The organism is Sulfitobacter donghicola DSW-25 = KCTC 12864 = JCM 14565, from assembly GCF_000622405.1.
In the GTDB taxonomy this organism is placed as follows: Bacteria; Pseudomonadota; Alphaproteobacteria; order Rhodobacterales; family Rhodobacteraceae; genus Sulfitobacter; species Sulfitobacter donghicola.
On record NZ_JASF01000005.1, the window covers coordinates 1319218 to 1339058 of the forward strand.

A 19841-nucleotide genomic window follows, 5' to 3' on the forward strand; every position below is an offset into this window, starting at 1 on the left:
TAATCCAGATCGTTTTGTGTTTAAGTCTGTTTGTGACAATGGCCAGCTCATCTGTCGCTAGTCCGGTACGTCTAAAAGATCTTGTGAATTTTGACGGTGTCCGAGGGAACGATCTGGTTGGATATGGGTTGGTAGTGGGGCTGGATGGTTCCGGCGATGGTCTGCGAAATGCACCATTCACCGAAGATATCATGACCAATATTTTGGAACGCCTAGGTGTAAATGTAACGGGCGAACAATTCAGGCCCAAAAATGTTGCGGCCGTTTTGGTGACCGCAACCCTCCCCCCATTTGCCCGTGCCGGTGGCCAGATAGACGTAACAGTATCTGCAATTGGCGATGCAAAAAGCCTTTTGGGCGGTACGCTAATCATGACTCCCTTGAACGCAGCCGATGGCGACATTTATGCAGTTGCTCAGGGTACAATAATTGCGGGCGGCGCGACGGCCGAAGGTGATGGTGGACAGGTAACACAAGGTGTGCCTACTTCGGGAACCATACCATCCGGAGCAAGAGTAGAGCGAGAAATAGAATTTCAACTCAGCTCCTTAAACGATCTTCGTCTTGCTTTGCGAGAAGCGGATTTTACAACTGCGGGCCGAATCGAGCGCGCAATTAACAAAGATTTTGGGCGCAGTGTTGCTCTCATGCTTGATAGTGGCACTGTAATGTTGAACGTTCCCGCGACCAAAATGCGTTCTGTAGCACATATTTTGGGACGGATTGAAAATATCGAAGTAGAGCCAGAACGAAAAGCCAGAGTCGTCGTAGACCAACGCTCGGGAACTATCGTTATGGGTGAAGATGTTCGTATTTCCAGAGTAGCAGTAAGTCAGGGCAACCTAACACTGCGCATTCAAGAAGAACCTTTAGTCGCGCAGCCAAATCCATTCGCCGAAGGGACGACAGTCGTTGTTCCGCGCACACGAGCCGCTATCGAAGAAGAACCTGGCATCGGGCTGGCAGAAATTCCAACGGGAGCCTCCCTTTCTCAAGTGATTGCTGGTCTAAATGCATTAGGGGTTTCCCCACGAGACATGATCGACATTCTAAAAAGCGTAAAAGCAGCCGGCGCATTGCACGCGGAATTCATTGTGCGGTGATGGTATCAAAGCAGTTTTATTCGCTTGTGGAACAACGCTGTTAAACCTGGCCAGATACCATATTGGGTTAATAACAACGCCGAAGCTGCCGCGACAGTCAATTGAGATGTTGCGTATATCTGTGCTATTGAAACTCCCTCATGCGTGTTCAAGATTAAAGTAGCTGCCAAAAAGAACGCTGCTGAAATTCCTAATAACACTTCATAGAAGGTTTCCCTTCCCACTGCGCGCATCAGAATGGGAGTCGCTCCAAATAAGATTGGGGTCGACTGAGCAAGCAACAACCAGACCAGCACCTCCTTAAATTCACCAGTTTGGCTAAAGTTAAGCTCTGGAGCGATTGTTAGAACCAGCATAGCTACCCCTCCGGAGACCATTAAGAACGCCAAGTTCACTCGTGCGGCCGCGGATTGAAATTGAAGGTAGTCATTTTGCATGGTTAGCTTTTTTAGTTGCGGAAAAACCCGGCGCCCAACCAATCCTAAGGACAGCGGCAAAATAGCAGCGGCCAAACGGGCGTATACGTATAACAAAAACACCGCAGAATCGAGCAACCAGATTCCTGCGAAAATATCTATGTTTCGGGAAACCAAACGAAACGCGTTTTCGAGTTTGGGTTGCCAACCTAACGCTGCTAGCCACCGCAGTCCTCTGAAATTTGATCCCATCTCACCACTCCTCCTCTTACCACCCCTGGTAACAAGGTACAGTAATATGAGGAGAGAGTGTTGAGGGGGTTAACTGGGTGGCCCAAAATAATTAGGATTGAAACCCAATTTTTGGGTGTTTTTAAAAGTAACTTCGCACAAGACTGCCTGCGATAAGCGCCCATCCGTCTGCCACAACAAAAAAGGCCAATTTAAACGGCAGAGCAACCACTGCAGGTGGAACCATCATCATCCCCATCGACATTAGGATCGCCGCAACAACTAGATCGATAATCAAAAACGGAAGATAAATTAGAAACCCAATCTGAAATGCCCGCGAAATTTCGGATAACATAAAGCTGGGTACTAAAACTGAAAGAGGCGCATCAGGTGTTGGATCTACTGCTTCAATGTCAGGTCGCAACTCGGCCATTGCATAGAATGTATCTGGATCTAATCGACCTGCCATAAATGATCGGAACGGTTCTAATGCCAAAGAAAACGCGCGCTCAACATCTATTTCATTACGGGTTAGAGGGCCAACGCCATCAACCCATGCCGTCGTAAAAACCGGTTCCATAATGAAATAAGTAAGAAAAAGTGCCAAACTCACGATCAACATGTTTGGGGGAGATTGTTGCAATCCTATTGCCTGCCTAAGTATTGATAGGACAGTAACTAAAAACGGAAAACACGTCACCATTATCGCTAGCCCTGGGACGAGGCTTAGCACTGTGACAAGCGCGAAAAGCTGAACTGTTCTCGCTGAAATCGAACCTTCATCCCCCAAAGAAATGGACAATTCTTGAGCAGCCGAAAGGCTAGGGTTTAATAACGCGACTGCGAAACTAAACCCAAATATCAAACGAAGTATCATCAGGAGCTTTGCTGCATTTCAACAACCTCGGTCAAACGAACCAAAAGTTGTCCACTTGCGTCTCCTTCTGCCTCTTCAAGAACGCCTCTTGCAATTAATTTGTCACTTACGAAGAGTTCAACAAGATCATCGACACGGCGATCTAAGGTCAAAACGGAGTTTTCGCCTAACGCAACCAAATCGCGGACAAGTGGTCGTGCTTTCCCTACACAAACGGTCACTTCAATAGGTACTGAAGTGAAAGGGTTTGTCGTGTCCGTTGCTAAGCTTAATTTATCAGTCATTTAGGTTTCTCCTATTGGCTGTGAAAGTTGAACGCATTCATCGCTGCAACAATTTCCTGACAAACCGAATCGAGGTTTATCTCGCGTTCAATGACGTCATGCGAGACAAACAGCTGATGGGTGCTAAGAGTATCGTCGGCTATCAACGCCACCGACAAATCCTCCTCTGCTTCATTCAACAGCTCTTGCAATGCCATCTGGTTGGCCGGAGAGGTCCGCAAGGTGAATGGAGACCGAATCTGCTTTGATGAAAGTTCCGTCAATTGCTCTATCACGTGCGCCCTCAGCACGGCATCGATCGTTTCAGGAAGTAGTTTTGCCGTCAGCTGTTCGAAGAGGGCTGCAAGGTCTTTTTGCACCTGAGAAATCGCATCATTTTGGGTAAATGAAAGATCTCGAATCGCTTGAAGAACTTCGTTCCGAATAGCTTTTTGTTCAGAGTTCTGATTTGTTTCTGCATCTGTCCATCCAGCCTGATACCCCTCTTCGTAAGCTTGGAGTTTGTCCTCTTCCATTTTTTCTATTGCGACTTCACTAACCTGCGCCCCACCCTGATCAAAGGATGAGAAACTAGTATATCGATGAGCGATTGAACTCATGCTTTTTCCTTATCTTCAAGCCATCCACGTAAAATTTCGACGGTCTCATCTTGACGATCACCTATCATGTTTCTCAATCGAGCGACTGGATCTTCAAGGGTGGTCTCTTCCTCTCCTGCCACCGGTTGCTGAACGACCGCTCCTTGAGATGGAAGTGAAACACCATTTTCAAGAACTTCGGCCTCTAGAACGGCAGGCAAATTATTCTCACCCGACTGAACAGATCTCTCTGGCTGAAAAGATGCGCCAGCCAAAGAATCATCAAGCGCTGGGACCCCTGAAATATCTCGGCTCAAAACTGGTCGAATGACGAACAAGCCCAAAATCAATGTGACAACGGCAAGGACGACCATCTGAATCGCCGAGAGTAAATCCAAGTCAAACTGGTCCATAAGTGACGTGCTAGCGGCCGTCCCGGAAGGGGCTACGCTTTGAAGAGCCATCGATTTTAGAGTGATGATATCGCCGCGTTCCTCATCAAACCCAACAGCCGACGAAACGAGTTCTCGCAACGCTTCCATTTCCTCAGGATCTCGGGGTTGCGAAACTTGCTGGCCCGCATCATTCAAGGCCGTTGTCTCGTTGACTAACACTGCAACAGACAATCGCTTTATCGCACCTGGCGCGCGGATAATCTCTCGCTCGGTTTCAGAAACCTCATAATTGATACGCTCTCGCGTCTCACTATTTTGGGAAGATGATTTATCCCCCCCTCCATCTCCACCTTGATCTGGGAGATTACTCGCCACAGTGACATCACCACCGCCTGTTCCTTCAGCCGTGTTTGTCCTTTCTTCAGTATCACTACTAATGGCGACTCGGCCTTCCGGATCAAAACGATGTTCTCGGATAGCTTCGCTTTCCGTCACTGTATCAACGCTGACTTCAACCACAGCGTTACCAAATCCAACCCGCGCCTCTAGCAAACGCTGCACGCGATCTCGCAGAACTTTGGCTTTGTCATCTCCACCGACAGTTGGTGCTGTTTCTTCAGTCGCGCCAATCAAGGAACCATTCGCATCGATAACAGCGACATCTTCCGGTGCCAGCCCCGCAACTGCTGATGCAACCAGAAAACGGACCGCCTTACCTTGAGCAGGAGAGATACCCCCACCATTAGGTGTAAGGGAAACTGACGCTTTGGGAGTTACGCCCCGCTGAAAGGGGTTGGACCCTGTGCTTGCAATATGGACCCGCGCCATTGCGATGGCAGGATTCGCAACAATTGTTCTTGCAAGCTCACCTTCTTTCGCCCGCCAATATGCCGCATCAAACATCTGGCTCGTCGTGCCAAACCCCGTCAATTGGTCTAATAATTCATATCCACGATTTCCGTTCGCGGGCAATCCCTCACTTGCCAAAGTAAGGCGCAACTGATCACGCTCCTTATTATCAACGTAAATCGAGCCACCTCGTACCTCGAACACGACTCCCCGTTGTTCCAAGGAACGAACCACGTCACCAGCGGCGCTACTTTCCAGACCAGCATAAAGCAAAGTCATACTAGGCGCGGTGGTCATCCTAGCCATCGTAAGAATCGCAAAGAACATTGCACCGGTCGTTGCGATTACGATGAGTTGGCGTTTCAGCCCAAGATTCAACCAGACATTTAGGTATTGCTGCACAACTGCCTCCGTCACACCGAACGTTCTGCTCGGCTTCTGGGACTAGAAATGACTCAACGAGCTTAACAACCCGTTAGTGCAATCGCGTCTATATCATATTGGAAAGCAGAGGACTTGGTTACTATGGCACAAGAAGAACCCACCGAAGAAACAGACCCACCCAAAAAATCAAAAATGCCCATGATTATTGGGCTTTCCCTAGCACTGGTTGGTGGCGGTGGTGGCTTTTTTGCAGCCTGGTCAGGCATGATTCTTGGAGGCTCCGAGGCGGAGACCGAAGTCGCTCAGGAAGAGGTAAAAGACCCCTATGGTGATATCGCCTTTATCGAAATGGATCAGATGACAATTTCGATAAACGCGACACCCCAAGATCGGTTTTTAAGATTTCGCGCTCAGCTCGAGGTACCCAATGGCCATAAGGAAAACGTTACAAAGGTGATGCCTCGCGTTGTTGATGTTTTGAACAGCTATCTTCGCGCGCTCGAGGTTACCGATTTCGAAAGCCAAGCAGCGTTAACCCGATTGCGGGCCCAAATGCTACGGCGGGTACAGATCGTAACTGGTGAAGGCCACGTGAACGACCTGTTGATTATGGAATTTGTGCTGACTTAAAGGAGCATGTGATGAATTTTATTGCAGACATTTTGTTGGCCGCTGGCGCGATAGGCGCAGGGCTATACTGCATTGTCTTGGGGCGGAGACTGAACCGGTTCAACGATTTAGAATCAGGTGTGGGAGGGGCTGTCGCCGTTCTTTCCGCACAAGTAGATGATCTGAACCGCACGATGGAAACAGCTCAGAAAGTAGCTGGAGAATCCGCTGAAACACTAACCAGTTTGGCCAAACGTGCTGAAGACATATCTCGCCAGTTAGAACTCCAGATGGCCTCTTTACACGATCTTCCAGCAGAAAACGCCCAGAAACCAACAGAACCACAGAAACTCTCCACGCTACCACAAACAGCGGCGCCAATGTTTGCGCGTAGAACTCAGAACCATCAGCCGGAAGATAGAGCATGAAACTTTTTAGCCTGAAAAAAATGATGCCTACCGCGGGGCGGGGTTCGGTGATGATAATCTCTGCGCTCCTTTTAGGATCCGCGTCGATAAGAGTCCTCTCAACTGCAAGTAGCGCGTTTGCAAAAGAAGGGCAGCTGCCGACTGCCGCCCTTGCAAGCCCGGCAGCCGAGACCACCGAAAAAGAGGTGGAGACTGAGAAGCCCAACGAATTGAATCCCGGCTCAAAAACAGAAAGTCCGAGTGACGTTTCTGCCTTACTTAAGGCTCTACAAGAACGAGAAGCCCTAGTTTTGAAACGCGAACGCCAACTTGAACTTAGAAAAAAGGCCTTGGCCGTCGCCGATATCGAAATTGAAAAAAGGCTGAAAGCACTGTCGGAAACTGAACAGAATTTGCGGGCAACTCTCTCTCTTGCGGACGAAGCTTCAGAGAAAGATCTACTAAAGCTTACAGCGGTGTACGAAAGCATGAAGCCCAAAGATGCTGCCATTCTTTTTGAGGAGATGGAGGCAAATTTCGCCGCGGGTTTTGTTGGTCGTATGCGTCCTGATGCTGCAGCTCAGTTGATGGCTGGGCTATCTCCGAAAGCCGCTTATTCCATCAGTGTCATTTTGGCGGGCCGCAATGCCGAAGTCCCTAAAGACTAGTCCTTACAGAGGATTTTTTAACTTGCTTCAGCGATATTACATCTAGTCGAATATAGGGGTTACACATGATAGGTATCATCGGAATTGTCACAATTTTTGTCATGGTTTTTGGCGGCTACCTGCTCGCCGGCGGTAAGATGGGCATCATTTTAAAAGCTCTACCGTTTGAGATGATGATGATCTGTGGCGCAGCTGTCGGTGCTTTTTTTATCAGCAATGATGGAGCAGGCATTAAGCATACGCTTAAAGATATGGGAAAAGTCTTCAAGGGTCCGAAATGGAAGCATCAGGACTATCAAGATTTGCTTTGCCTTCTTTTCGAGCTGATCAGATTGGCTCGCCAGAACCCAGTCGCCATCGAAGAGCATATTGAGGCGCCTGATGAATCGTCAATTTTTACGAACTACCCAAAAATTCTTAAGGACAAAGAAGCAATTGCCTTAATCTGTGACACCATGCGGTCTGCTTCAATGAACTATGACGACCCCCATCAGGTAGAAGAGATTCTGGACAAAAGAATGGATGCAAACCGCGAGCACGCTTTACACTCCAGTCACGCCTTGCAGGTTGTTGCGGATGGCCTGCCCGCCCTAGGGATCGTTGCGGCGGTTCTTGGTGTTATCAAAACGATGGCTTCTATTGACCAACCTCCGGAGGTGTTGGGTAAACTGATCGGTGGCGCACTCGTTGGCACCTTCTTGGGCGTATTTTTGGCCTATGGGTTAGTTGGGCCGTTTGCTGCAAAAGTAGGGGATGTCACCAATGACGAAGCCCACTTTTACCAACTTATCCGGGAAGTTCTCGTCGCAAACCTTCACAATCATGCAACCAATATCTGCATTGAAGTAGGTAGACAAAACACCCCGTCCCATTGCCGCCCCAGCTATGGCGACCTTGAAGAAGCCCTCAAAGCACTAAAGCAGAACGCAGCATGAAAAATATCTGGCTACTCGTCTTATACTGCTCCTTTTGGGGGACCTTCGTTGAAGCAAAGCAACTTCCTCTACGCTCTGGCGACCACCCAACTTTCAGCCGGATCACCCTTCCTGTCCCCTTAGAGCAAAAATGGGCCGGAAAGCAGACTGATCAAGGGATCGAACTGGAGCTACTTGAGTATAATGGCGGTTTTGACATTTCTGATGTCTTCAAGCGGATGCTCAGATTAAGAATCTCTGAAATTCAAGCAAATGAAAGCCGTCTCATTCTATCTTTAAACTGCGCCTGTTCTTCCACAATCTTCAGAAGCGGCGACCTTCTCGTAATAGATGTCGCAGATAAGGGGACGCCTCTTTCCGGACCGCCCCTAGAGCGCAGCAACAATCCGGATCAGCTACAGGCAATTCGACCACAGGTACGTGCGGAAGCAACGAAAGTTGTGCTGCCATGGATCAAGCCTAAACCCCTGCCGAATACCCTTCTCGACCACAACAATTTAACCCAGAGACAACAATTAGCCGAAACCACTGATGAAGGTAATATTGAGCGGGCAGAGTTACTTTTGGAAATGCAAAGTGAGTTGGTAAAAGAGTTTTCTCAAGCCGCAACCTCGGGCCTTTTGAACCACAATCAACTGCCATCCATCGGGCAAGAAGAAGTGGGCCAAATAGAGCCCGAGAGTTCCAAAGCTGATGAACCTCCGCTTCAGTTGGACACAAAAACGAACAACGTTCGTGTATCAGACAGCATGGACCGACAGTTCAACTCAGAAGGTACTGCTTTCTTAAACTCTATTGCAGGAGTGGAATGCCCAGCAGACCACACTTTCGAAGTTGAAAACTGGGGAACTGAACAAAGCTTTTCAGCCCAGATTGGGCCAGCCCGGAATGCCCTGTCTAACTCTCGAGACAAAATGAATGCCGAAGCTGCCGAAACTCTCTCCAAATTATACATTTACTGGGGCTTTGGCGCTGAGGCGTTGGCAGTCCTCAATTTAGATTCTGCGCTAAAAAATAAACGCCCCAATTTAGTTGCATTAGCAACGATACTGGAACATGGCACCCAAATTGGAGGTAGCTCGTTTACTCAACACTTCGAGTGCGATTCCAATGTAGCGCTATGGGCTGCTCTTAGTGTTCCAGAAATTCCTCAAAACATCCTGTTTGACACTGAATCCGCGCTTCTTGCATTAAACCGGTTACCTAGTCATCTCCGAAAAGTTCTAGCTCCAGCTCTCAGCACCAAATTGCTTGAATACGGCGATAAGTCTGGAGCCGAAGCCGCAATCCGAAGCATCGAGAGAATTACAGATAAATTGGATGCCCCAGCTCGGCTAGCTCAAGCCCATCTTGCAACAGCTGCAGGCACTCCATCAGCCCCACTGTTAGAAGAAGTCATAGAAACTAACAGCCCCCAATCCGCCGAAGCATTGGTAAAGCTGGTTAAAGAAAAACAAGCACGAGATGAACCAGTTTCTGTGGAAACAGCTAAGCTAGTCGACGCTTACGCTCAAGAATTACGAGGCACGGAACTCGGGAATCAACTTTTAGAGACACAAATTATTGCGCTAAGCAAAACCAATCTCTTTGAAAAGGCGCTTGAGAAATTCAAGGTTCTTTCTCCTTCCCTTTCGCCAAAAGCATCTCAAGAATTATATCAAACAATAGTCCTTCAACTGACAACAAATGGATCCGACATCCAGTTTCTAGAAGAAGTCTTCAATATGGAGAAGCGATCACTTGAGACTCTCTCTACTAAAGCCAAGTATCTTGTCGCAAGTAGACTAATGGATTTAGGATTCCCTTTGGAAGTGCAAAAAACTTTGGACAACCTAACATCTTTAGAAACCTCTGAACATCACAGCATTTTATTAGCGCGTGCAGCCATTGCATTAAACCAACCGGCCAGGGCGCAAGCCGAGTTGAAAGGGATCACAACTCCCGAAGCAGCCCTACTCATTGCGCAAACGAAAGAAATGAGAGGAGAGTTTTTAGAGGCGTCTCAAATTTTTGCAGAAAACAATGCTGATGCAGAGGCCGAACGAGCCGCGTGGCTTTCAAGCGAATGGGATTCCCTAAATACGGTTATTTCAAAACCTTTGGCTTCCGTTGCGACGTTGTCTCAAACAAACCTTCCAACGGACAGCTCTGCGTTAGGCCCGTTATCTACCGCTAACCTAGCGGTCGAAGAAAGTAATACTGCGCGCAAGGCTTTGGAACAAATGCTTGGAGAGCCCAGCCTTCAAGTTCCTGCTGACTAAGGAGCAAATAAGCAATCTGGTGACGAAAAATAAACTTCCTGCAATTAACCTAAAACATGCGAGAATCGCGGTAAATTAGGTGCGGAATACAAATGAAATGGCTTTTTCTTTGTCCTCTAGTATCCTTGGGTTTTTGCCCAAGGGAAACCCTGGCTAGCGTTGATACAGATTCGACTTTCCATACTATGGCTATACAGACCTCAAAAGGAATTGGGGCTCCCTCTTCCATTTCAAGATTATTCACAAAGATCACAGCCGTACGAAACAAAATCGCTCAGCTCGACTTAATGACCTTGACCAAAACCATGGAAGCCCAAGGGTTTTGGTTCCGCTCTCAAGGCCACGAAACAATTCTTCATTTCAATTGCTTAAATTATGAACCGCGTAATGATTTTATAGACGCCTTCCGGGCCAACTGCCGTTGGCAAGGTCTCACCTTTCAATCAGTTGAGGAAATATTCTCCCCAGCACTCAACACAGGATATGCTGCAAATTCCCTGCACGAATTGCATCCAAGGTTTAGAGATTGGGCGGTACCAGCGGGTTCGAAATTATCTCGGGCACAAAAACAAACCAGCCTGAGTAAGGCGGGGTTTCAAAGGGTTCTAGGCTCCTTGGTTTCAGTCGATCTGCAGCCTCATTATCCGCAAACTAAAAATGACCCGACCGGAGCCCGAGTTAGCACTTTCTCCTTGTTTCAAGGAACCAAGAGCAAATTCAACCTCGGCGTTTTAATCCCAGAGACAAGGCCATCAGGGTCTCTCTCTTCATCGAAAAAGAAGAATTAAATGGTGTTTTCAGTACGCGCCCTCTATCAGCCAACTGTTCTTCTAGCAGTAGCTTTGATGACCATCATTGTGATGATGATCTTACCAGTACCTGCGTGGATTCTCGATACTGGCCTTGCTGTATCTTTTGCACTGGCGATATTGATTTTCACGGTAACATTGTTCATTGACCGGCCTCTCGATTTTTCAGCCTTCCCAACAATTCTACTTGCTTCATTGATGTTACGTTTGTCACTCAACGTTTCATCAACAAAGCTCATTATTGGGCAAGGTCACACAGGAACAGATGCCGCCGGCGAAGTTATCCAAGGGTTTGCGCAATTCGTCATGGGGGGGTCGGTCTTTTTAGGGCTGGTTGTTTTTTGCGTCCTATTGATCGTAAATTTCATGGTTATCAATAAAGGCGCAACACGAATGGCCGAAGTAGGCGCACGTTTTGCGTTGGATGGCATGCCAGGAAAACAAATGGCAATTGATGCCGATATGTCCGCAGGTGCAATCGGACATGAAGAAGCTAAAGAACGCCGCGCACGCGAGCAACAAGAAACAACATTCTTCGGTTCGCTTGATGGTGCTTCAAAATTCGTGAAGGGTGACGCAATAGCGGGCCTTCTCATTACTTTAATGAATCTAGTCGCCGGCCTTATTATGGGCACACTTATCCACGGCATGCCGATCGGTTCAGCGTTTGAAACTTATGCTATTTTGACCGTTGGTGATGGTCTCGTTTCACAAATCCCTGCCGTGATCATATCAATTGCTTCAGCGTTACTTTTAGCGCGAGGCGGCGCGCAAGGGTCGGTCGATTTAGCAATTTTCTCGCAACTAGGAAAACACCCCGCAGCATTAGCTACGGTGGCTTGCTTGATGGCTCTCTTTGCGGTGGTACCAGGCCTTCCTTTTGCGCCCTTTATGGCAGGCGCTTTAGGACTCGGGTTCATTTCATACCAAATCTACCGAAGGCCTCCACAGGGTGACACCGAAACTGATGAAGTGGAAGCCGAAACCTTACCGAAAGAAAAACCTTTGGGGGATATTCTAGAACTGGATGATATTCATGTTGAATTCGCGCCCGATCTAGTCAGCATGGTTCTGGACCCTGGCACAGGGTTAGATGCCCGCATCGTGAACATGCGAACCCACGTTGCTTCCGCTTTTGGCATAATCTTACCTGAAATTCGACTAACAGATAACGCTGCGCTTGGCCCGGGAACCTATGTCTTGAAGGTACAGGGCGTTGAACAAGCTCGGGCTGAAATAAACCCCCACCAAATATTGGCCCTCTCACCTGAAAATCCCGAAGTTATGCCTTCTGGAATAGACACCGTTGAGCCCGTTTATGGCGCCCCTGCACGTTGGATAAACTCAAAAGAACAAGAAAATGCCGCTGTCGCCGGTATTACTTTAGTAACACCCGGAGAGATCTTAGCCACCCATCTCTTAGAGGTTGTAAAACGAAACTTACCGCGGCTCCTGACATTGAAATCCCTCAGGCGCTTGTTGGAAGAAATGGTAAATATTTCATCCGCCAGCAGAGCAGAAGCCAACCGTAAACTTCTAGACGAATTGATCCCTGACAAAATACCTGTTGATGTGCTCCTTTCTGTTCTCCGGCTTTTGCTGGCCGAACAAGTTTCCATTCGAAATTTGCCGCTGATCCTAGAAGCCACCGCCGAAGCGCGGGGGCAAAACTCACAACCTGAGGCAATTTGTGAACATGTTCGTCAACGTCTTGGTTTTCAACTGGTTGCAGAAATGCGCCGCGTTGATGGAACACTGCCTTTGGTGCAACTGGCTCCCGAATGGGAAGAGGCCTTTAGCGGTTATCAAGTTGAAGCCAACAAAGGAATAGACGTCGCCCTACCGCCTGACCTGTTTAACTTGCTTGCAGACGGCGTATCCCAAAAAGTTAACGAAGCTAACAAAAATGGGATTTACCCCGTTGTTGTGACCAACACTCATCGGCGACGTTTTGTACATACCGTCATGCGGGCAAAAGGAATTAACTCTCCAGTGTTATCGTTCGAAGAAATCGGGCTCGATGCGCAGCCATCGCTTGTTGGCGTAGTACCCGCGTGAACGACCTTCTGAATTTCCTAACCCTACAAGTGAACGCCATGTTTTGGTTGAACTTTGCAGTTTTTGTCCGTGTTAGCGCAATGGTCAGTATTTTACCGGCTTTTGGAGAGCAAACGGTACCCGCTCGCGTAAAGCTTGGAATCGCAATGTCTTTCACGATTATGGTATCTCCAGCAGTAGCTAGCCCCATTTTTTCCGACCACCTTTTTTGGATTATTTTTGTCGAAGCCATCGCCGGCCTTATCTTGGGAATAGGGGTTCGATTATTCATCCTAGCGTTACAAACTGCAGGCTCGATAGCAGCCCAATCCACATCTTTGTCTCAAATATTAGGTGGATCCGTTGCGGAACCTGTCCCCGCGATAGCTCATATTTTGGTGATGGGTGGGTTGGCTCTTGCTACGATGGCAGGGCTTCATCTTCGGGTCATCGAAATGCTGATCCATTCTTATCAAATGCTACCAATGGGTGCCTTAGCAAGTGGTACAGATGTATCTGATTGGGGCGTTGACCAAATTAGACGAGCTTTCTCTCTCGCGTTCACTTTGGCTGCTCCTTTTGTGATCCTCTCTGTTTTATATAATGTCGCGCTTGGCGTGATAAACAAAGCGATGCCACAGCTTATGGTTGCTTTTGTGGGGGCGCCACTCATTACAGCTGGTGGCCTTTTACTCCTCGTGCTTTCCGCCCCAATTTTGCTTTCCACCTGGCTTGAAATGCTGAATTCGTTCATCGCTAATCCAATGGCCCCTGTCCCATGAGCGACGGTGAAGATCCCTCAGATAAGAGTTTTGACGCCTCTCCCCAAAAGCTACTCGAGGCGCGCAAAAAGGGCGACATCGCAAAATCCAATGATTTGCTAACAGCCAGTGCTTACTTTGGACTATTTATCGCCTTTTCCACTGTTGGTTCCAGCGCACTTCGAGAGGCTGGTTCGGCATTAATGATATTTATTGACCAGCCTGATTCATTGGCAAATATGTTCATCAGTGACGGAACCAATGGTTCTGTTAACAAAATTCTCCGTGCAATTGCTTGGGCATTAGTTCCTCTGTTTTTGCTGCCTGCCATCGCAGTTATTTTGGCAATGTTTGCTCAAAATGCTTGGGTCTTTGCCCCCAACAAACTTCAGCCCAAGCTCAATAGAATCTCGGTGCTATCTAACGCTAAGAACAAATTTGGCCGTGATGGGCTTTTCGAATTTTTTAAAAGCTTCATCAAACTCATAATTTTTTCTATTTGCCTCGCTCTTTTCATTCAGGTTTGGCTTTCTGAAATGGTGGCATCTCTCCAGACCACTCCCCAAGCTTCGATCATGTTACTTGCGAATATTTGCATCACATTTCTTGGCGTCGTTGTCCTGGTTTCTGGGGCGATTGGTGGGGTCGACGCCCTATGGCAACATGCTTCTCACATGCGAAAAAACAAGATGTCTCGAAAAGAGATGACCGATGAGGCCAAGAATAATGAAGGCGATCCACATATGAAACAAGAGAGGCGCCAACGCGCGCTCCTCGCGTCCCAGAGTCAAATGATGAAAGACGTACCGGCTGCTGATGTCATCATCGTTAACCCAACCCACTACGCTGTCGCCCTCAAATGGGATCGTCAATCTGGTGCAGCCCCGACTTGTGTTGCCAAAGGCGTCGACGAAATTGCAGCAACCATTCGGCGGCTGGCCGCAGAAGCGGGAGTACCAATTCATTCTGACCCTCCCACTGCACGTGCACTACATGCTGCAATTGAAATCGGTGAACAAATTCGTCACGAAGATTATGCAGCTGTCGCAGTAGCCATCCGATTTGCAGAAGACATGCGACGACGGGCCAAAGGAACAATATGAAGCAAACATCAGAAATTTCTAAAATGCAGACGTTGGTTGATATTAAGTATCAGCAACAACAAGAAAGCTTTGCTCGCTTGGTTGCTCATGAAAACAGGCTTAAGAACGCATTGCATAAGCTTGACGATCAATTGGCCAATAGCCGAACAAATAGTGACCGATCACTACAGGCGATTGGGGCCGATGTGATTTGGGAAGCCTGGGTTGGGAAGAAAAAGAAGGAGTTGAACATGGAGCTTGCGCAATTTCTGGCGTTGAAAGAGCTCCATATCGACCAGATCAGACAGGCCTACGGTAAGGTTCTGGTGACTCAGGGGCTGTCTGAAAAGCTAAAGAAAGGCGAAAAGCAAAAAATGGCGCAGATCCAACTGGATCGCACCATTTCAAATCACTTAATAAAGCGCCTTTAGTAATCTTGTCGTGCGATCTCTATTATCAGGACATCTTTGACAACCTTCTTACCAAGATCTTTCTTTGCAACCTCTTTTAAGGCACCTCGCAAAGGTTTCAGAACTTGAGCATCCGTGAAATTCCCGTCGAACCCGCCAATATTCGCATGATCGAAAAGTACTTGTAGGAAGCTGTCTCGTACTTTGGGTTCTCGTAGATACACCGTGTCGGTTTCTCCTGCGGTAACTTCGATACTCAACGCCATGACAACTAATGAAGTCACTTTCCCGCCTGAGACAATTGGCACGACGAACTGGTTATTCAGTTTTACAAACTCGCTTCCTTCTTCATCGGAGTGATCGTCGGATCCATGATCTTCGTCACTTTGGGTGTCATCTTTCTCACTGTGTTCGGCATGCTCGTCTCCTTCTCCTTTTTCGGTGTGCCCATCCTCCTTCTCGGCGTGTTCACCAGATGCATCAGTTACATTTGCCTCTTCAATCTTGGCTTCAGGCCTTAGAAAAACGCCAGCACCCACTCCTGCACCAACACCCACGAAAAGCAAAATAAGAGGTAACAGTTTTTTCATGTTTTTTCCTGACTAAAACGGGAGGACAGCATCTAAAACTTGCTGGCCTACACGCGGTTGTTGAACGTCTGTAATTTGCCCTCTACCGCCGTAAGAAACCCGAGCAGACGCTATTTTGTCATATGTAATTTCGTTCTGACGCGAGACATCTTCAGGCCGTACAAATCCAGTAACAAGCAGCTCCCTAAGCTCGAAGTTCACGCGCAATTCTTGGCTACCGGAAATTGACAGCACGCCATTTGGCAAGACATCGATCACAGTAGCCGCAATCCGTAACTCAAGCTTTTCTTGCCGCTTAACGGAACCGTCTCCAGATGAGCTGCTTTGCGAATTTATGCCTACTAATTCATCCGAAGACGCGCCGTCAGGTAGCTTTTGATTTAGTCGTTGAGGCAATCCAAATAGCCCAGGAACGCTCAAGTTTTCACTTCCGGATCTACTCCGGTCAGATGAGTTTGATATCTCGGCTTGTTCGTCAATTTCAATCACGACCGTCAAAATGTCCCCTCTAACAACCGCACGCCGATCCCCCAGCAGTGAAACTCTGGATGGAGACCAAAGAGAGGCGGCATCAACCGGCCGCTTGTCCTCAATCACTGCGGGTAGGCCAGGGTCGATCATCGCTCTTGCTTCGGGCGCTTCTTGAGCAGGCGTGAAGCTAGGAGGGGAACCAATATGGTCAGAGCGTGCGCACCCGAGTACGGCCGTCAATGCCGATAGGCCCAGAAATTTCAACGTCAAATTCATAGGTTAATTCCTAACTTCTATGGTTCCATCGCCCAGAATTTGGCCGAATATCGTAGCTCTAGAACCAAGATTCATAACTCGAATGCGATCACCGATAGCGCCTCTTTCCAAAGCTCTCCCTTCGGTCGTGATCGTTATGCCATTTGCGTTATATCGAAGGTCAATAATCTGGTTTCGGGAAATCACCGCAGGTGGGCCAATATCGCCCACTAAAATTGGCCGGCCTGCATATAATGCGACACGTGCTTCCTGACCGACAACATCAAACAGCCTTGAAAACCCCGATGACAAATTTCCCGCGGCAAGGACCACATCTGTTTCCATAATAATCTGATTTGGCCGAATTGTTCGCGCAGAAACAACCGTGTCGGAAAACGCAGGAAATGCCAAAACCGTTGCTGAAACTATTGCAATACTCCGCATCAGCGCACCTGCGTCGTAGCACTCATCATCTGGTCGACAGCCGAGATTACTTTTGCGTTCATCTCATAACCCCGCTGTGCCGCAATCAGTTCGGTTATTTCCTGAACCGCATCAACAGAGCTGTCCTCGAGATACCCTTGCCTCAAGGTTCCTAAACCATCTTGACCAGGGGTAGAGACAAGCGCCGGACCGGATGCTTCTGTTTCGAGAAACATGTTACTGCCGATCGCTTCAAGGCCTTTGGAATTAGTGAACCCTGATAGAGTAAATTGACCAAGCAATTGCCCTTCTGTAGCCTCATCAAAATATGCGTAAACTTCACCATCTGCATTAATTGAAATACTTTGCGCATCAGCAGGTACGGTAATCTCCGGCCCGACTGGGAATCCATCAGAGGTAACAATCAAGCCATCGCCTGTTCGTTTAAGCCCCCCGTCGCGAGTATAGGCGGTTTGACCACTGGGCAATGTCACTTCCAGATAACCCTGGCCATCGATAGCGACATCTAGATCACCTTGTGTTGCGGAAAGGGACCCTTGCTGAAGGTGCAAGCTCACGGCGGCGGGACGAACGCCAAGGCCGATCTGAACACCAGTTGGAAGAACTGTCCCATCTGAAGCGTTAACTGATCCTGCACGCGCCATTTGTTGATAGTGAAGATCAGCAAATTCGGCACGTCGCGCATTATAGCCAGTTGTGCTCATATTCGCGAGGTTGTTCGAAATGGTTTCAACCCGCATTTGCTGGGCGCTCATTCCGGTTGCTGCAATTTTGAGGGCTCGCATGGGCTCTCTCCTTTAATTAGTCTCGGTTAGGGTTTTGACAGCCGCGCGAACGCGCTCATCTTCTGTTTTCAAAAAGCTTTGACCCATTTCATAGGCTCGCTGCACTTCGATCAATCGAGACAGTTCCAGCAGTGGGTTAACATTGGATCCTTCAGTGAAGCCTTGTAAAACACGGGCCTCCTCTGCCGGCTCATCTCCTGCATCTGCACGAAACATCACACCGTCCTCGCGAACCATTTCATTTGGTGCGAGGGGCCGAACAATCGCCATTTGGCCTAAAGGGTTCCCATCCATGCTCAATGTTCCATCGGCAGAAACCGAAAGGGTGCCCGCCCCTGCAGGAATGAACAACGGTGCACGGCCATTATCGAGGACAGGGAAACCATCCGGGGTCACCAGCTCTCCTGCGGCATTTGGAGAAAATGAACCTGCCCGTGTGAGACGATCCCCTAATGGAGTCTGAACGACAAAATAGCCATCGCCTTCAATTGCAAAATCGAAAGTGCCATTGGTCTGCTCAAGCCCCCCCTGTTCAAAGGAAGTTTTCCCGACATTCCCTTGGCCCATCGATAGCGACGGACCTCCATCAACGGATTTTACATATTCCGAAAAGATAACGCCTTCTGCACGAAAGCCTGTCGTACTCGAGTTAGCGATATTATTTGCCACGACCTGCATTTCGCGTTTCAGGCCAGCCTGACGCGTCAGGGTGATATAACCAGTACTTTCCATCTTTATCCTCCGATGATGAGTGGGATAATTTGACTGTGAAAAAAGGCGACAAGCGTGTTCGTCATGAAATTCATCGACATCCAAAACACCACGCCAATGGCTGCTAGTTTTGGTACAAACGTTAGTGTCATCTCTTGCACAGACGTCAGAGCTTGAACCAATCCGATTGACACCCCCGAAACGAGTGCTGCGATAAGGATTGGCAGAGAGATGATAAACGCTACCCAAATGCCTTGCCGCATAGTGTCAAAAAACACCAAGTCATCCATAATTAGACGGGCATCCTCAGAATCTCTTGATAGGCTTCCACGACTTTGTTCCGAACGCTAACTGCCGTTTCCACTGCCAGTTCGGTTTGGGCAAGTGCCTGAACCAAAGCATGCGGGTCGGCCGACCCCATCATCGTCGATTGGGCGACTTGTTCCGATTTTGCCAAGGTGGCCGCGAAATCGCCTGCCACCCCTTTTAGCGTGCTGGCCATTCCTCCATCGGTTTCTGCCGGCGTAGTCGCCGATTTTGCTGATGTATAGTTCTGGACTGCGGAAAGTGATTTCAATTCCATTCTGGAACTCCTTTGCGATTAAATTTCAGATAATTTTTTTGCGTTTTAACTTCGCAAAAGCTGCATCAGGCTGGTCGACATCTGTCGAGCCTGATCAAACATTTTCAGGTTAGCTTCGTAACTCCGCTGAGCTTCTCTTGCGTCTGCCAATTCGATCAATATCTCAACGTTAGAGCCTGAATAGTTGCCCATTTCATCAGCCAGCGGATGTGAAGGATCATAGATTTCAGACAGCTTTCGTTGATCCAATTTTACACGGCTCACTCTCACAGAAGAGATATCGTCTCCTTGCCCAAGGGCGGTCTCAAAGGAGATTAGTTTTCTTCGGTAACCAGGCGTATCTGCATTGGAAATATTCTCGGATAGATGGCGCAGACGCTGCGCTTGTGCTTGCATACCGCTGGCGGAAACGGATCGTGCTGATGAAAAATCGCTCATAAAACTCTCTCCTAATTTGTCCGAACAGCCATGCGGAGCACGTCCAAAGCGGATTTGTAGATTGCGAGAGCGCGATCATGATCTGTTTTTGCTTCGGCCGATCTCAACAGCTCTGCTTCTAATGAAATGGTATTTTGGTTGGGGTTTTCGCCGTTACGGATTTCCGTTTTCGCCCACTCTTGGCCTTCAACGCTTCCGTTCAAGTGCCCGCCCCTAGTCGCACGCTGTGTCGTGCCCCCTTCGGAAGGAGCATACAAAGATGCAAACGGGGCGACCTGCCTACCGACGTAGTTTGGCGTATTTGCGTTCGCTACATTTTGCGCGATCAGCGCCTGACTTTGCCCAGCATGTCTAGCCATTGCCGAGGCTGTCTTAAAAACTGTCAAATTTTCGAACATCGGGATTCTCCCAGCTGTGATTTCAATGAAGGCTTAAGGGTGATTCCTTTAGAAACAGTGAGCAGCCCAG

25 protein-coding genes are annotated in these 19841 nt (G+C 48.3%); 11 read left to right on the forward strand and 14 right to left on the reverse strand.

Going from position 1 to position 19841, the window contains the following annotated elements; genetic code table 11:
- The first annotated feature begins 38 nt into the window (after positions 1 to 38).
- Positions 39 to 1103 carry a flagellar basal body P-ring protein FlgI gene (locus tag Z948_RS0107295; RefSeq protein WP_425427149.1) on the forward strand — a complete coding sequence of 355 codons (1065 nt, stop codon included), beginning with the start codon at positions 39 to 41 and terminating at the stop codon, positions 1101 to 1103.
- A gap of 5 nt (positions 1104 to 1108) precedes the next feature.
- On the opposite strand, the gene Z948_RS0107300 is transcribed toward Z948_RS0107295, so the two are convergent.
- The 5 genes from Z948_RS0107300 to fliF all read right to left on the reverse strand — a co-directional run bounded on the left by Z948_RS0107300 (position 1109) and on the right by fliF (position 5135).
- Positions 1109 to 1771: a hypothetical protein gene (locus Z948_RS0107300; RefSeq protein ID WP_025058910.1), complete on the reverse strand. Its 663-nt coding sequence runs from the start codon at positions 1769 to 1771 to the stop codon at positions 1109 to 1111.
- A 121-nt stretch (positions 1772 to 1892) separates the two neighbouring features.
- On the reverse strand, positions 1893 to 2627 hold the full coding sequence (gene fliP, locus Z948_RS0107305; RefSeq protein ID WP_025058911.1) for a flagellar type III secretion system pore protein FliP: 735 nt from the start codon (positions 2625 to 2627) through the stop codon (positions 1893 to 1895).
- The gene (locus Z948_RS0107310; RefSeq protein ID WP_025058912.1) at positions 2627 to 2911 is read right to left on the reverse strand and encodes a FliM/FliN family flagellar motor switch protein; all 285 of its coding nucleotides are present in this window, start codon (positions 2909 to 2911) and stop codon (positions 2627 to 2629) included. Before Z948_RS0107310 ends, fliP begins: the two co-directional genes overlap by 1 nt.
- An 11-nt stretch (positions 2912 to 2922) precedes the next feature.
- A complete protein-coding gene (locus Z948_RS0107315; RefSeq protein ID WP_025058913.1) occupies positions 2923 to 3510 on the reverse strand; it encodes a FliH/SctL family protein in 588 nt (195 codons plus the stop codon).
- A complete protein-coding gene (fliF, locus tag Z948_RS0107320; RefSeq protein ID WP_025058914.1) occupies positions 3507 to 5135 on the reverse strand; it encodes a flagellar basal-body MS-ring/collar protein FliF in 1629 nt (542 codons plus the stop codon). The genes Z948_RS0107315 and fliF overlap by 4 nt, the downstream gene beginning before the upstream one ends.
- A gap of 123 nt (positions 5136 to 5258) precedes the next feature.
- Here fliF and Z948_RS0107325 point away from each other — a divergent pair, with 123 nt between their 5' ends.
- The 10 genes from Z948_RS0107325 (at position 5259) to Z948_RS0107370 (ending at position 15117) form a co-directional block, all read left to right on the forward strand.
- On the forward strand, positions 5259 to 5747 hold the full coding sequence (locus Z948_RS0107325; protein ID WP_025058915.1) for a flagellar basal body-associated FliL family protein: 489 nt from the start codon (positions 5259 to 5261) through the stop codon (positions 5745 to 5747).
- An 11-nt stretch (positions 5748 to 5758) separates the two neighbouring features.
- Positions 5759 to 6154 (forward strand): hypothetical protein, encoded by a 396-nt coding sequence (locus Z948_RS0107330; RefSeq protein ID WP_025058916.1) that lies wholly within the window; start codon positions 5759 to 5761, stop codon positions 6152 to 6154.
- Complete coding sequence (locus Z948_RS0107335; RefSeq protein ID WP_025058917.1) at positions 6151 to 6801, forward strand: MotE family protein; 651 nt, start codon at positions 6151 to 6153, stop codon at positions 6799 to 6801. The genes Z948_RS0107330 and Z948_RS0107335 overlap by 4 nt, the downstream gene beginning before the upstream one ends.
- A 65-nt stretch (positions 6802 to 6866) precedes the next feature.
- Complete coding sequence (gene motA / locus Z948_RS0107340; protein ID WP_025058918.1) at positions 6867 to 7736, forward strand: flagellar motor stator protein MotA; 870 nt, start codon at positions 6867 to 6869, stop codon at positions 7734 to 7736.
- Positions 7733 to 9997, forward strand: a complete 2265-nt coding sequence (locus Z948_RS0107345; protein ID WP_025058919.1) for a hypothetical protein — start codon at positions 7733 to 7735, stop codon at positions 9995 to 9997. The genes motA and Z948_RS0107345 overlap by 4 nt, the downstream gene beginning before the upstream one ends.
- 185 nt (positions 9998 to 10182) lie before the next feature.
- Positions 10183 to 10785, forward strand: a complete 603-nt coding sequence (locus Z948_RS0107350; RefSeq protein ID WP_156023457.1) for a hypothetical protein — start codon at positions 10183 to 10185, stop codon at positions 10783 to 10785.
- Positions 10786 to 12864: a flagellar biosynthesis protein FlhA gene (flhA, locus tag Z948_RS0107355; RefSeq protein ID WP_025058921.1), complete on the forward strand. Its 2079-nt coding sequence runs from the start codon at positions 10786 to 10788 to the stop codon at positions 12862 to 12864. It begins immediately after the preceding gene.
- Positions 12861 to 13625, forward strand: coding sequence for a flagellar biosynthetic protein FliR (locus Z948_RS0107360; RefSeq protein ID WP_025058922.1), 765 nt, complete (start codon positions 12861 to 12863; stop codon positions 13623 to 13625). Before flhA ends, Z948_RS0107360 begins: the two co-directional genes overlap by 4 nt.
- Positions 13622 to 14707 (forward strand): EscU/YscU/HrcU family type III secretion system export apparatus switch protein, encoded by a 1086-nt coding sequence (locus Z948_RS0107365; RefSeq protein WP_025058923.1) that lies wholly within the window; start codon positions 13622 to 13624, stop codon positions 14705 to 14707. The genes Z948_RS0107360 and Z948_RS0107365 overlap by 4 nt, the downstream gene beginning before the upstream one ends.
- The gene (locus Z948_RS0107370) at positions 14704 to 15117 is read left to right on the forward strand and encodes a hypothetical protein (RefSeq protein WP_025058924.1); all 414 of its coding nucleotides are present in this window, start codon (positions 14704 to 14706) and stop codon (positions 15115 to 15117) included. Before Z948_RS0107365 ends, Z948_RS0107370 begins: the two co-directional genes overlap by 4 nt.
- On the opposite strand, the gene Z948_RS0107375 is transcribed toward Z948_RS0107370, so the two are convergent.
- Genes Z948_RS0107375 through Z948_RS0107415 form a run of 9 tightly spaced genes read right to left on the reverse strand, consistent with a single transcriptional unit; the run spans position 15114 to position 19771 of the window.
- Positions 15114 to 15686: a flagellar basal body-associated FliL family protein gene (locus Z948_RS0107375; RefSeq protein WP_025058925.1), complete on the reverse strand. Its 573-nt coding sequence runs from the start codon at positions 15684 to 15686 to the stop codon at positions 15114 to 15116. The two genes, Z948_RS0107370 and Z948_RS0107375, sit on opposite strands and share 4 nt — an antisense overlap.
- A gap of 12 nt (positions 15687 to 15698) precedes the next feature.
- Positions 15699 to 16433, reverse strand: a complete 735-nt coding sequence (flgH, locus tag Z948_RS0107380; protein ID WP_025058926.1) for a flagellar basal body L-ring protein FlgH — start codon at positions 16431 to 16433, stop codon at positions 15699 to 15701.
- A 3-nt stretch (positions 16434 to 16436) separates the two neighbouring features.
- Complete coding sequence (gene flgA / locus Z948_RS0107385) at positions 16437 to 16856, reverse strand: flagellar basal body P-ring formation chaperone FlgA (protein WP_025058927.1); 420 nt, start codon at positions 16854 to 16856, stop codon at positions 16437 to 16439.
- Positions 16856 to 17641 carry a flagellar basal-body rod protein FlgG gene (gene flgG, locus Z948_RS0107390; protein WP_025058928.1) on the reverse strand — a complete coding sequence of 262 codons (786 nt, stop codon included), beginning with the start codon at positions 17639 to 17641 and terminating at the stop codon, positions 16856 to 16858. Before flgG ends, flgA begins: the two co-directional genes overlap by 1 nt.
- Positions 17642 to 17653: 12 nt before the next feature.
- Complete coding sequence (locus Z948_RS0107395) at positions 17654 to 18373, reverse strand: flagellar hook-basal body complex protein (RefSeq protein ID WP_025058929.1); 720 nt, start codon at positions 18371 to 18373, stop codon at positions 17654 to 17656.
- A gap of 2 nt (positions 18374 to 18375) precedes the next feature.
- Entirely contained in the window at positions 18376 to 18642 is a 267-nt protein-coding gene (locus Z948_RS0107400) for a flagellar biosynthetic protein FliQ (protein ID WP_425427115.1), read from the reverse strand.
- 2 nt (positions 18643 to 18644) lie between these two features.
- Positions 18645 to 18935, reverse strand: coding sequence for a flagellar hook-basal body complex protein FliE (gene fliE, locus Z948_RS0107405; protein ID WP_025058931.1), 291 nt, complete (start codon positions 18933 to 18935; stop codon positions 18645 to 18647).
- Positions 18936 to 18980: 45 nt separating this feature from the next.
- On the reverse strand, positions 18981 to 19373 hold the full coding sequence (gene flgC / locus Z948_RS0107410; protein ID WP_025058932.1) for a flagellar basal body rod protein FlgC: 393 nt from the start codon (positions 19371 to 19373) through the stop codon (positions 18981 to 18983).
- Between the two features lie 11 nt (positions 19374 to 19384).
- Positions 19385 to 19771 carry a FlgB family protein gene (locus tag Z948_RS0107415; protein ID WP_025058933.1) on the reverse strand — a complete coding sequence of 129 codons (387 nt, stop codon included), beginning with the start codon at positions 19769 to 19771 and terminating at the stop codon, positions 19385 to 19387.
- Positions 19772 to 19841: the final 70 nt, after the last annotated feature.

What these genes read in the sequence shown, in the direction of transcription:
- Z948_RS0107335 (WP_025058917.1), top strand. Translation starts at nt 6,151, where the DNA reads ATGAAACTTTTTAGCCTGAAAAAAATGATGCCTACCGCGGGGCGGGGT.
- flgG (WP_025058928.1), bottom strand. Translation starts at nt 17,641, where the DNA reads ATGCGAGCCCTCAAAATTGCAGCAACCGGAATGAGCGCCCAGCAAATG.
- Z948_RS0107295 (WP_425427149.1), top strand. Translation starts at nt 39, where the DNA reads ATGGCCAGCTCATCTGTCGCTAGTCCGGTACGTCTAAAAGATCTTGTG.
- Z948_RS0107365 (WP_025058923.1), top strand. Translation starts at nt 13,622, where the DNA reads ATGAGCGACGGTGAAGATCCCTCAGATAAGAGTTTTGACGCCTCTCCC.
- flhA (WP_025058921.1), top strand. Translation starts at nt 10,786, where the DNA reads ATGGTGTTTTCAGTACGCGCCCTCTATCAGCCAACTGTTCTTCTAGCA.
- flgA (WP_025058927.1), bottom strand. Translation starts at nt 16,856, where the DNA reads ATGCGGAGTATTGCAATAGTTTCAGCAACGGTTTTGGCATTTCCTGCG.
- Z948_RS0107315 (WP_025058913.1), bottom strand. Translation starts at nt 3,510, where the DNA reads ATGAGTTCAATCGCTCATCGATATACTAGTTTCTCATCCTTTGATCAG.
- flgC (WP_025058932.1), bottom strand. Translation starts at nt 19,373, where the DNA reads ATGAGCGATTTTTCATCAGCACGATCCGTTTCCGCCAGCGGTATGCAA.
- Z948_RS0107400 (WP_425427115.1), bottom strand. Translation starts at nt 18,642, where the DNA reads ATGGATGACTTGGTGTTTTTTGACACTATGCGGCAAGGCATTTGGGTA.
- motA (WP_025058918.1), top strand. Translation starts at nt 6,867, where the DNA reads ATGATAGGTATCATCGGAATTGTCACAATTTTTGTCATGGTTTTTGGC.
- Z948_RS0107415 (WP_025058933.1), bottom strand. Translation starts at nt 19,771, where the DNA reads ATGTTCGAAAATTTGACAGTTTTTAAGACAGCCTCGGCAATGGCTAGA.
- flgH (WP_025058926.1), bottom strand. Translation starts at nt 16,433, where the DNA reads ATGAATTTGACGTTGAAATTTCTGGGCCTATCGGCATTGACGGCCGTA.
- Z948_RS0107310 (WP_025058912.1), bottom strand. Translation starts at nt 2,911, where the DNA reads ATGACTGATAAATTAAGCTTAGCAACGGACACGACAAACCCTTTCACT.
- Z948_RS0107395 (WP_025058929.1), bottom strand. Translation starts at nt 18,373, where the DNA reads ATGGAAAGTACTGGTTATATCACCCTGACGCGTCAGGCTGGCCTGAAA.
- fliE (WP_025058931.1), bottom strand. Translation starts at nt 18,935, where the DNA reads ATGGAATTGAAATCACTTTCCGCAGTCCAGAACTATACATCAGCAAAA.
- Z948_RS0107370 (WP_025058924.1), top strand. Translation starts at nt 14,704, where the DNA reads ATGAAGCAAACATCAGAAATTTCTAAAATGCAGACGTTGGTTGATATT.
- Z948_RS0107345 (WP_025058919.1), top strand. Translation starts at nt 7,733, where the DNA reads ATGAAAAATATCTGGCTACTCGTCTTATACTGCTCCTTTTGGGGGACC.
- Z948_RS0107300 (WP_025058910.1), bottom strand. Translation starts at nt 1,771, where the DNA reads ATGGGATCAAATTTCAGAGGACTGCGGTGGCTAGCAGCGTTAGGTTGG.
- fliP (WP_025058911.1), bottom strand. Translation starts at nt 2,627, where the DNA reads ATGATACTTCGTTTGATATTTGGGTTTAGTTTCGCAGTCGCGTTATTA.
- Z948_RS0107325 (WP_025058915.1), top strand. Translation starts at nt 5,259, where the DNA reads ATGGCACAAGAAGAACCCACCGAAGAAACAGACCCACCCAAAAAATCA.
- Z948_RS0107330 (WP_025058916.1), top strand. Translation starts at nt 5,759, where the DNA reads ATGAATTTTATTGCAGACATTTTGTTGGCCGCTGGCGCGATAGGCGCA.
- Z948_RS0107350 (WP_156023457.1), top strand. Translation starts at nt 10,183, where the DNA reads ATGGCTATACAGACCTCAAAAGGAATTGGGGCTCCCTCTTCCATTTCA.
- Z948_RS0107375 (WP_025058925.1), bottom strand. Translation starts at nt 15,686, where the DNA reads ATGAAAAAACTGTTACCTCTTATTTTGCTTTTCGTGGGTGTTGGTGCA.